The sequence below is a fragment of the uncultured Dialister sp. genome (assembly GCA_900314595.1).
Lineage (GTDB): Bacteria > Bacillota > Negativicutes > Veillonellales > Dialisteraceae > Dialister.
The window spans coordinates 1-11,218 of the sequence record OMVW01000075.1; the positions used below are offsets into that span (position 1 = coordinate 1).

The 11,218-nt window shown below is 51.6% G+C and carries 8 protein-coding genes; 5 read left to right on the plus strand and 3 right to left on the minus strand.

Annotated elements, in window-relative coordinates; all coding sequences use genetic code 11:
* Window positions 1–346: 346 nt before the first annotated feature.
* The 3 genes from QZN42_RS10025 to QZN42_RS10035 form a co-directional block, all read right to left on the minus strand.
* The gene (locus QZN42_RS10025) at window positions 347–865 is read right to left on the minus strand and encodes a hypothetical protein (protein ID WP_296957291.1); all 519 of its coding nucleotides are present in this window, start codon (window positions 863–865) and stop codon (window positions 347–349) included.
* A 587-nt stretch (window positions 866–1,452) separates the two neighbouring features.
* Window positions 1,453–1,767: a glycyl-tRNA synthetase gene (locus tag QZN42_RS10030; RefSeq protein WP_296957292.1), complete on the minus strand. Its 315-nt coding sequence runs from the start codon at window positions 1,765–1,767 to the stop codon at window positions 1,453–1,455.
* Window positions 1,768–1,919: 152 nt separating this feature from the next.
* On the minus strand, window positions 1,920–3,233 hold the full coding sequence (locus tag QZN42_RS10035; RefSeq protein ID WP_296957295.1) for a GHKL domain-containing protein: 1,314 nt from the start codon (window positions 3,231–3,233) through the stop codon (window positions 1,920–1,922).
* 1,831 nt (window positions 3,234–5,064) lie between these two features.
* On the opposite strand from QZN42_RS10035, the gene QZN42_RS10040 reads away from it, so the two are divergent.
* From QZN42_RS10040 to QZN42_RS10060, 5 genes are all read left to right on the plus strand, one after another.
* Window positions 5,065–5,406: a helix-turn-helix transcriptional regulator gene (locus tag QZN42_RS10040; protein WP_296957297.1), complete on the plus strand. Its 342-nt coding sequence runs from the start codon at window positions 5,065–5,067 to the stop codon at window positions 5,404–5,406.
* Window positions 5,407–6,262: 856 nt separating this feature from the next.
* Window positions 6,263–7,021, plus strand: a complete 759-nt coding sequence (locus tag QZN42_RS10045; protein WP_296957300.1) for a ParA family protein — start codon at window positions 6,263–6,265, stop codon at window positions 7,019–7,021.
* Entirely contained in the window at window positions 7,014–7,871 is an 858-nt protein-coding gene (locus QZN42_RS10050; protein ID WP_296957303.1) for a ParB/RepB/Spo0J family partition protein, read from the plus strand. The genes QZN42_RS10045 and QZN42_RS10050 overlap by 8 nt, the downstream gene beginning before the upstream one ends.
* Window positions 7,868–8,476 (plus strand): DUF4446 family protein, encoded by a 609-nt coding sequence (locus QZN42_RS10055; protein WP_296957306.1) that lies wholly within the window; start codon window positions 7,868–7,870, stop codon window positions 8,474–8,476. Before QZN42_RS10050 ends, QZN42_RS10055 begins: the two co-directional genes overlap by 4 nt.
* A gap of 1,497 nt (window positions 8,477–9,973) precedes the next feature.
* Window positions 9,974–10,900, plus strand: a complete 927-nt coding sequence (locus QZN42_RS10060) for a M23 family metallopeptidase (RefSeq protein ID WP_296957309.1) — start codon at window positions 9,974–9,976, stop codon at window positions 10,898–10,900.
* Window positions 10,901–11,218 lie beyond the last annotated feature (318 nt).

An 11,218-nucleotide genomic window follows, 5' to 3' on the forward strand; every position in this document is an offset into this window, starting at 1 on the left:
CCCGCACCCCGAAATCTCGAAGCTGACGAAAAAGGGGCATGCCCCCGTGAGGCTAATCCCGAATACCGAAATGGACACAAACCATCTTATCTGACAAATGAAAAAATCCATTTTCGACATGCAGCAGTAGAACAACCCCCTGCTCGCTTCGCTCGCCGCCCCCCAGACTCGGGGGGCCTGAAACGTTTCGACCTGAACGGGCATTTCAAATCCGTCTGTGCAGAGTCCCCATGAAAATTTGTCGGCGCATCAGCGCCGACACCTCCCCGCAATCCGAAATCCGCAATCCCCAATCCGAATACCGAAATGGACACAAACTATCTTATCTGACAAAAGACTCAAACAACTACTTTTTCACCGGTAGAGCCGGATTTCTTGTTTCCGCAATCCATTTTGTGAGGTCTTCGGGAGAGACGGAGAGTACTCTTTCGGCCCAGGGTTTCCATTTTTCTGATTTTTTTCGCTGATGGACGATTGTTTCCATTTTCATCCTGCTGTGCTGTTCGAGCAGGTAAGCGAGGCGGATCCAGTGGCTGGGATAGCCTTCTTCGAGGAGCGCAAGGGCTCTTTCTGTTTCCATTCCGTAGAAACGATGGAGTCTTTCCGCCCGGTGGCGGAGATAGGCTTCTTCGTAGGATTCTGCCGTAAATCCCAGTTTCTTTCTGACGATGCCCCAGGGGTCATCCTTCCTCATTGCAAGGATTTCCTCCATGGATGTACTGCAAAGGCAGGAAAGGAGGGACGCCTGATCGACTTCGCCGAACCGGCGGTCTTCGAGGGCTGCTTTGACTCTTTCTTCAGAAATATCGTACTTGTAATGAATGCTCCGGATCTGGTCTTCCGGAGAAGGAGCTGAACGCATCATGGTAATTTCCTCCTGATTTATTAATTTTATCTTATTATACCATGAGAGGAAGGAAATGGCGGTTAGCTGTTAGTTTTTAGTGCTTAGTGATTACAAAATCGTCTGGAAGAGCCGCGCCTTATCAGCGAGCCCTATATGTGTATCGGACCGAACCCGGAAATCACGGACCGGCAGAGGCACTTCCGGCCTGAACAATCGTACAGCCCCACGGGCTTTGCCGGAGCCCTTAAAACTTCGGGGCCTGACCATCCGGCGGTTGTCTGACATCCCAAATAGAGCGCTGCGCTCCCTCCGCTCCCCGCGCGGGGCCGGGAATACACGTGCCCGCTCGTGCGGGGCGGCAGGGACACGTAAGGCCGAGAATACAGGTACAGGCCGCTAACGTAGAGCCATCGCCTGGGTACAATCCTTTTCAGCTCAAGTGCGGGCCAGAGGCCCGTGCGCGGGGCGCACTATAAAAAATTGGTTTTCCGCAGGAAAACCATATCCACCCCGCAATCCCCAATCCGCAATCCCCAATCCGTCTTTTATTTACAAATGACCAATAAAAAAGACTGAGCAAAAGCTCAGCCTTTTTCAGCTATAGATTATTCGATATCTACAGTGTCCGGACGGCCTGCGTCGTCAAGGCCTTCGTAGAGGACTTCTCTGACGTGACCATCATAGGTCAGGGTTACATGATAGTGGAAGGTCTGTCCGTCGAAAATTTCGTCGCCCAGTTCGATAGCTGCCACGTAGCTGTCCGGACGATAGCTTCTGACGGTATCACCAACTACCGGGAAGCCCAGGAATACGAATTCTCCGCCCTGGTAGTTTACACTGCCATATACGCGTTTCAGTTCGGATACCTTGTACTTGTCAACACCGCAAACAACAACACTTTTTTCAGTTACTTCTGCCATGTTTATCACCTCACGACCAATTTATAGCAAAGAAAACTTGCTATTTACATGTATAGTGTACCACTTTTTGGATGGAAACAGAAGTTTTTTACAGTAAATATTTTATTTTTACGTTAGGATGATATTTCCCTATAGTTTCGGCAGGCATTCCATCAGGACTCTTCCACTCTGCATTTCAGGAATACATTGACCCTTCCTGCCTCCTGTTTCCACAGGACTTGTGCATCATAATGAGAGAGAAAGGCAGAGAGAGCCCGCATGCCCAGGCCCTGTCCTTCTCCGGAAGGAAGAGGCAGGCCGTTTTCGCCCAGGGGCACTTCTTCGTCAAAACGGTTGCGGATGAGGAAGAGCAGCGTATTTCCTTCCATTTTTCCTGCAATCGTGAGCTGCCGGCGGTCCTTCTTCTGCTTTTCCGAAGCTTCCAGCGCATTTTCCACAAGGATGGAAAGGAGAAGGGAGAGGCTCCGCTCCTCTTCCAGCCCTTCGGGGATGGAAAGTTTGAGAGAAAGGGGGATGGATTCTGCCTCTGCCCGTGCGAGGATGGGCGCAAGGGCGCTCCGGAGCGCCTCGTTTTCACATAGATTTTCCTCCTCCGCCCGGGAAAGGCTTTCCTTCAGGCCGGTGAGGGCTTTATTATTTCTACCGTCCAGAGATTTTTCCAGGGCGGAAATATGGCTCTCAATGGGAGCGAGGAGTTTTTTCGTCCGTTCCAAATTTTGTGCCATTTCCAGAAGGGTCCGGAGGAAACTCCTGTTTTTCTCCCGTTCATTTCTTTCCCTGATGTACATATCCGCCAGGATTTCCCCCTCGTGAATGGCCCAGCCCATGAAGAAGGCAAGGAAATAGCCGATGATTCCCGGAATCCAGTCTATATTGGAAATCAGGGCGCCGGATTTGTCCCAGTAGTATATTTCCAATGTAAAAATCCCGAAGGGCAGAGGGCACAGGATGAGCCAGAAACTTACGGCATTCGGGATTCGGAATGAGAAAAGGTCCCGGAAAAAGGGACGCACGAGAGGAAAGCAGAGGATGGAAAGGCCCAGAAAGGCCAGGGGATACCAGGGATAATCGATCAGGAGGCCCCGCCCGGTGAGGGGCATGGTCTGATGAATGATATTTCCTGCAATCGTATGGACGGCGATCATGTACAGACTGTCCATGCCCAGCACGAAAATATGACGCACCACACTCTGCGGGATGAGGGTGAGGTTGGCAAAGAAGAAAGGCACCCAGACGATGGAAATCCAGCAGCACAGGAAAGAAGCACCGTACATGTCAGGGAAATTGACGATGTACAGAGTGCCTGCCATGGTTTCAAACCAGAAAAGCATGGCATAGGTATGGAAGAGATACACCTTCTTTTGCATGGAAAGAAAAGGCGCAAAAGGCAGGTACGACAGGTACAGGAACATGGCGCAGCAAAGAGCCGTCAGGAAAGGCATGGTGCATATATAAGAGTTGTCCATCACTCATCACTTCCTCTTTCAGGAAATCCTGTCTTTATTATACATTGTTCTGATAAAGAGTTAAAGGAGCAGTCTGAGCTTTTTGCGAGATAAAAGGACCTGAGGCAGTTACGGTTTTCGGGAGTCAGCCCCACCAAGCCCCGTTTCCGGCAATTTCGAGATTTCGGGGTGCGGGATGCGGGATGCGGGGTGCGGGGTGCGGGAAGGATATGGTTCGCTGCGCGAACCAATTTTTATAGTGCGCTCCGCGCACGAGCTCTGGCCCTCAGATGAGCTGAAAGAACGGATTTCGGACTTGGGATTTCGGATTTCGGGGTGGATAGGGTTGGCTCTGCGAACCAATTTTTTTCTAGTGCGCTCCGCGCACGGGCTGATGGCCCGCACTTGTGCTGACAAGGGTTCTGCACAGGCGGTGACTCTACACTAGCGGTCTGTACCTGTATTCCCGGCCTCACCTGGAGCTGCAGCCCTGCATGAGCGGGCACGGCTATTCCCGGCCGTGCGCGGGTATGACTCATTGACACGAATCAAATTCATTGTGCCTGAGCCCTAATTCCTAAGCATCCCAGACAAAAATTTAACGAAAATCTAATAAAATAAATTTCCTTTTCTGTACTATATAGACAGAGAAACGAAGAAAGCCTTGTGAAACCCTTCAGAAACCCGGATGTGCACACTCGATCGAACCGGGCGGAAGGGCAAAGCGGGCCGGATTCCTCCTCACTCATACCGGTATGAAAACAAAATCAAGAAAATCCCCCGATTGAAAGACCAAAATCAAGCGTCAGTAACCTCACGACATGACAAACTTATCGGCCACCTCCGTTCATACGGCAGCTCCGTCCCTGCGTGTCCAGGCCAAAGTCCCTGCAGCCGATTGATCTATACTGCCATGATTACCCCCGTCTATCCAGTCGGGGGATTTTTTGTTTATTGGAGACATTTGTCATTTCTACGGATAGAGTCGGATGCGGTATTCGTGGGTTAGCCTCACCACGGCGAGCCCCGGTATTGTCAGCATCGAGATTTCGTGATTCGTGATTCGTGGTTCGTGATGGTGTGCCGCTCCCGCGGCACGATTTCTTTATGGGGACTTTGCACAGGCGGGGATGATGCCGGTTATCGCTGATGACGTGCTCCCCGCGTCCGGGGAGCTCCCAAAGGGTGAGGGGGCGTACGCTCATTAGCATGGAAATTGACTGGAAAGAATCCAAGCGTTACGTAATAGATTCCGAGTCAGTTGTCTTTTTTGCGGATAGAGCCTCACCACGGCGAGCCCCGGTACAGGCACTTCCGAGATTTCTTGATTCGTGAAGGTGTCGGCACTGATGGGGCGACAAATTTTTTATGGGGACTTTGCACAGGCTTTTTTATGGAGTCTTTTATCAGATCAGATGGTTTGTGTCATTTTCGGTATTCGGGGTTAGCCTCACAGAGGCATGCCCCGTTAGAATCTATTTCGAAAATTCGGGGTACGGGAAGGTGGCGGCCTGATGGCCGCTGATTATTTATGGGGACTGCGCACAGGCGAGTGTGAAATAACCGTTCAGGTCGAAACGGTCAAGCCCCCGAAGTGCTGCTCTCGAACGCCATTTGAAGGAGAGAGGCGCAGCCAGGGGCGCGCAAGTGGCTGTGAGAGTCATGTGCAGCCGGAAGGGTGCCGGAGCAAATGGGGCGGGCGGAAATCCCATTACGCAAAAGATGGGCTTCCAATCTTTCAACTAAAAATTGGCAGGCAGTGAGTGATTGATTTTATTTGACAAATTCCTTCTAATTTGATACTCTTTTAAACAATGATAGAAATAATTCTATGTAGGAGTTCTAAAGAGTTATGGAAAAGATTTACATTGATACCGCAAAAATCCTGAAAGCCATTTCGGATCCGAAAAGATTAAAGATCGTGGACATGCTGTCCTGCAGGGAGCAGTGTGCCGGGAAGCTGCAGCAGGCTTTCTGCGTGACCCAGCCCACTCTTTCTCATGATATGAAAGTGCTCGTGGAATCGGGCCTCATCCTGGACCGCCGGAACGGGAAGAATATTTACTATTCCCTCAATCCGGAAGCGCTCCGTCAGCTCTATACCACCATGGGGGAAATATTTAAAAATAAACCCCACTGTGTCTGTGAAGAAGCTCCGGCCCCTGTGGAAGAAAGAATGGAAAACTCTCTCTGATCTCCGGGGATGGATGACATGATTTGTGCGAAATCGGCGCCTTGAAATCGAGGCGCTTTTTTATTTTCAGGAACTGTTTCACGTGAAACATTATATTGGAGTCTTTTGTCAGAAAAGATGGTTTGAGACAGAATCGGTATTCGGGATTAGTCTCACCACGACATGCCCCGATAGATTTATTTTCGAGATTTCGGGGTGCGGGATGCGGGGAGCGGGGAGGTGTGCCGCTGACGGGGCACAATTATGTATGGGGATTTTACACAGGCGTGGTGTAAGACCGTTGGAGAACCCACCCGCCTTCACTTCGTTCAGGCACCCTCCCAACTCCTGGGAGGGCTTGGACGATAGCGATTTGAATGGAATCAGACGATATTGAGGAATTCCTTCCAGCCGGATTTCTGACACCCAAAGGAGAACGCTGCGCTTTCTCTGTTCCACCCGCGCGGCCGGGAATAGACGTGCTCTCTCATGTTGGGATGCAGGTACACGTAAGGCCGGGAATACAGGTACAAGCCGCTAGTGAAGAGCCACCGCCTGTCAAAAAATCATTTTCAGCACAAGTGCGGGCAACAGCCCGTGCGCGAAGCGCACTATATAAATTGGTTTTCCACAGGAAAACCATATCCACCCCGAAATCCGAAATCCCAAGTCCGAAATCCGTTGTTTCGCACAAGTGCGGGCCAGAGGCCTCATATATAATTGGCCGCTTCAGAATTTGATGCGGGCACCTTCCCGATCGCCCCGACCACCCCGATCACCCCGATACTCCCGATTCAAAAGTCGGTATATTTTTATATATATAAGCTGGTACGCTATGTTATAATATAAATGATTCTCTATAGAAAGGACAGGGATTATGGGCAAAATCATCAGCATCATCAATCAGAAGGGCGGAGTGGGCAAGACGACTACGGCGGTGAATCTCTCCGCATACCTGGCGGACAAGGGGATGAAGACGCTCCTGATCGATGAGGATTCTCAGGCGAATTCCACCAGCGGCCTCAGCAAGGGCGTGAAGGCGGGAGCTGATCTATATGATGTGCTGCTTGACGGACAGGATTTAGAAAAAGCCATCGTAAAGACGGCAGTGAAGAAGCTTTCCCTTCTGCCGGCTTCGGTGAATCTGGCGGGGGCGGAAATAGAAATCGCCGGCCTTCCCCACCGGGAGTCCCTGCTGAAAAGGATGATTGAGCCCATCCGGGATTCCTATGATTACATCATCATCGACTGTCCCCCATCCCTGGGCCTGATGACGCTGAATGCCCTGGTGGCTTCCGATTCCATCATCATCCCCATCCAGGCGGAATTTTATGCGCTGGAGGGCCTGGCCCAGCTGGTGAAGACGGTACAGGTGGTGGGACGCAGGATGAATCCCCGTCTCCGGATCCTGGGCATCCTCCTCACCATGTTTGACGGCAGGACGAACCTGTCCCTCCAGGTAGCAGAAGAAGTGAAGAAATATTTCGGGTCCAAAGTATTCCGCACAGTCATACCGAGGACCGTCAAACTTTCCGAGGCACCCAGCTTCGGGGAGCCTATCCTCACCTATGCGCCGAAATCAAAGGGCGCTGAGGCGTACAAGAAATTATGTCGGGAGGTTTTGAAACGTGACTAAGAAGAAACTGGGCCGCGGGCTTGGTGAACTTTTCGGGGATGATCTGGATGAAAGCGGAAAAGTCCTTGATATTTCCACAGACGCTATTTCCGGGAATCCCTGGCAGCCCCGTCAGGATTTTGATGAAGAATCACTGAAATCCCTGGCGGAATCGATTAAAAAAGACGGCCTCCTTTCGCCGGTGGTGGTCCGCAAAAAGGAAGATAACCGGTATGAACTCATTGCCGGCGAGCGCCGCTATCGGGCGGCAAAACTGGCAGGCCTTCTCCTCATTCCGGCCATTGTGGTGGACTATGATGACCGGAAAGCTGCGGAAATGGCGCTGGTGGAAAATCTCCAGCGCGAAGACCTGAATCCGGTGGAAGAAGGGCTGGCTTATCAGAAACTGATGGAAACCTACGGCCTTACCCAGGAAGAAGTGGCGGACAAAGTGGGCCGCAGCCGTCCCTACGTGGCCAATCTGGTGCGCCTCCTGGAACTTCCGGAGGAAATAAAGAATTTCCTTATCAAGAAAGAACTGACCCCCGGCCAGGCGCGGCCGCTCCTTACCCTTCCTTCGGAAGCGGAAAAAGTATCCCTCGCCCGCCGCATCGTGCGGGAAGGCCTTTCCGCCAGGGCGGTGGAAGAGCTGATCCGCGGCAAAAAGCCGGAGAAGCCGAAGAAGGAAACACAGATTTCCGAATACCTCAAAAGTCTGGAAGACCGGCTCGGCCTTTCCGTGGGAAGCCCGGTGTCCATCCATGTGGGCAGGGGCCGCAACGCCCACAAAGGGACCATTTCTATTTCCTTCAAAAATGATGAAGAATTCCAGCGGATTATGAATATCCTGAACCAGGAGCAGCAGCAATGAATTTATCAGCAGTCAATCTCAACGTAGTAATCATCATAGGGGGAGTCATCCTTCTCCTTCTCATGATTTATCTTTTCCTGCAGTATCTTTCTCTTAGAAATAAAGTCAACCGTCTTTCCAAGAAATACAAGTACTTCATGAGCGGCGAAGACGGAGGCTCCATCGAGCTGAAACTTTCCACCGAAGTGAGAGAACTGAGAGAAATGGTGAATTCTTCGGAAAATATGCTCCATCAGCAGGAACTCCTGGCTACCATGCAGCTCCAGTCCTTCCAGAAAATCGGCCTCGTCAGGTACGATGCCTTTGATGATACGGGAGACAAGCTTTCCTTCTCCCTCTGCGTGCTGGACGGCAAGAACGACGGATTCGTCCTCTCCTCCCTGGCAGGCCAGGAAACCTGCCGCATCTATGCCAAGAAGATCATGAACGGCCAGTGCCGGGAAGCCCTTTCCACAGAAGAAGCAGAAAGCATCGAGACCGCTCTTCGGACCCTCATGCCCGATATGGCCGGACAGGCCCTGGAAGCAGTGCAGCAGTCCAGAGAGGCGGAAACACCCTCTGCCGCTGTGGCGGATGACCATAAGATTGATATGGCTGGGAAGTAGAGTCTTTTGTCAGATACGACGGTATGAGTCAGCTGCGGTATTCGTGGGTTAGCCTCACCGCGGCGAGCCCCGATAAGCACATTTCCGAGATTTCGTGGTTCGTGATTCGTGATTCGTGAAGGTGCTGCCGCTGGTGCGGCAGCGAGTATATATGGGGGTTGTACACAGGCGGGTTTGAAAAGCCCGGACAAGTCGAAACGTTAAAGGCCCCCCGAGCCTGGGGGGCGGCGAGCGTAGCGAGCAGGGGGTTGTTCTACCGCTGCGGATTTGACAGAGGCAATTATCAGCTTAATGGTATGAGTCAGCTGCGGTATTCGGGAGTTAGCCTCACTGCGGTACGCCCCTCCTGAGTCAGCTTCGAGATTTCGGGGTGCGGGATGCGGGGTGCGGGAAGGTGCTGCCGCTGGTGCGGCAGCAAGTATATAGGGGGCTGTGCACAGGCGGGTTTGAAAAGCCCGGACAAGTCGAAACGTTAAAGGCCCCCCGAGCCTGGGGGGCGGCGAGCGTAGCGAGCAGGGGGTTGTTCTACCGCTGCTGCCTGTCGAAAATGAACCATCACATCCCTGCGTAACGGATTTGACAGAGGTAATTATCAGCTTAATAGTATGAGTCAGCTGCGGTAGCCGGATTGCGGATTGGGGATTGCGGATTGCGGGAAGGTGGCGGCCTGATGGTCGCCGAATACTTATGGGGATTTTGCACAGGCGGATTTGAAAAAATATTCGAGTCGAAACGTCACAGGCCCCCCGAGCCTGGGGGGCGGCGAGCGTAGCGAGCAGGGGGTTGTTCTACCGCTGCCTGTCGAAAATGAACCATCACATCCCTGCGTAACGGATTTGAGTCAGCTGTGATAGTCGGATTGCGGATTGCGGATTGGGGATTGCGGATTGCGGATTGCGGGAAGGTGCTGCCGCTGGTGCGGCAGCGAGTATATAGGGGGGGCTGTGCACAGGCGGGGTTGAAAAGCTCTTCACTTTGGCCTTTGGGTAGTTACCATGGTTGGAGTCAACTGCGGTATTCGGGAGTTAGCCTCACTGCGGCACGCCCCGATAAGCACATTCTCGAGATTTCGTGGTTCGTGATTCGTGATTCGTGGTTCGTGAAGGTGCTGCCGCTGGTGCGGCAGCGAGTATATAGGGGGTTGTACACAGGCGGGTTTGAAAGACCAAATAGCTCTTTCCTTGAAAATCGAAATTACCCTGCGTCCGGGAGCGGGGGAAGCTCCCGAACGGAGTGAGGGTGAAGGGGGCGGTCTTTCGTTCCTGTCGAAAATGAACCGTATGATTCATGCGTAACGGATTTGAAGGACCGGTTCAGATAAGTGAAATATTGACTATTATTCACTTTTTACTATATAATAGGAACGATTGATTTTTATTTTTGTGAGATTTGTCACAAGACGTACATGAAATGGCACGAGTGGTTCAGCGTGCATAGATATATGTGGGAAAGAAGGTACTTGTTGAAAAAGCCCACTGAATATAAAAGGCGGTGCCTATGAAGAAGAATATCGATGAAACTACGGGAAATATGAATATTTCCTTTTCCATAGATGAATTTAAAAAGTTAAAGCTTGCCCTGTGTGCGGCGGGGGCGGTATTTGCAGTCTCCCTCCTGACGGCAGGCTATTCTTTCTTTTCCATGAGTTCCCTCCGGCAGCAGAATGAGCTTTATGCGTCCCAGCTGAAGATGGCGGAACAGAAGATGACCGAGCTCGATGATAAGATGAAGACGGTGGAAAAACTGTCTGACGAGCTGAAAGACATGGCGGAGGCCAATAACAATGGAGCGGGGACGAATATCTTCGGCGGCACCGGCGGCGGCAGCACCGTGCCGGATAAAGCGAGAGATGTTTCCCCCAGTGAACATGGAAATATAGATAACAGCGAAGAAGATGGCACCCCGGGCTATCTCCTGAAACAGATGAGAAGGATGGATCAGCGGCTGGACTCCCAGATCAGGACCCTCGTGATACTTCGTGAAAAACTGGAAGAAGAGACCTATCAGGGGGCCGTGCAGTTCCTGCACACCGGTTCCAGTACGCCCGATATGTGGCCCATCCATGGACCGATTTCCAGCTGGTACGGCTTCCGCGAAAGCCCCGGCGGTTTCGGCTCCACCTACCATGAAGGAATCGATATTGCCGTGGACTACGGAGATCCCATCGAAGCTACGGCCAATGGTGTAGTCACCCAGTCCGGCTGGGTCGGCGGCTACGGGTACCTCGTGGAAATCAAACACGACGGAGGACTTGTCACCCGCTACGGCCACAATTCCGCCCTCCTCGTCTCCGTGGGCCAGCAGGTGGAACAGGGAGAAGTCATCGCCCTGGCCGGCAGCACCGGCAACAGCACCGGTCCCCACTGCCACTACGAAGTCCGCATTAACGGAGACTCCGTGGACCCCACCTACTTCCTGCCGTAAATGATAGTTGTTAGTTCTTAGTGGTTAGCAATTAATAATAGAAAACCTTCCGGTCCTTTTGGATCAGGAGGTTTTTTGATTGGGATTTATGGGTAATGGGATTCGTATAAAGCACTTTGAAGTCATTCGATTTCAGAAACTGTACAATGGGGTTAATGGGATTTATTCGAATTACTCTGAAGTCATTCAGTTTTTATAAACGATACATTATGGTTAATGGCAATATCATTAACTTAGCAGCGTATAAAATACCTCTAAATCGAAGTTCTTCTATCATATATAGGGGAAATAAGCCTTTATTCACCCTGCCAGAAGTAA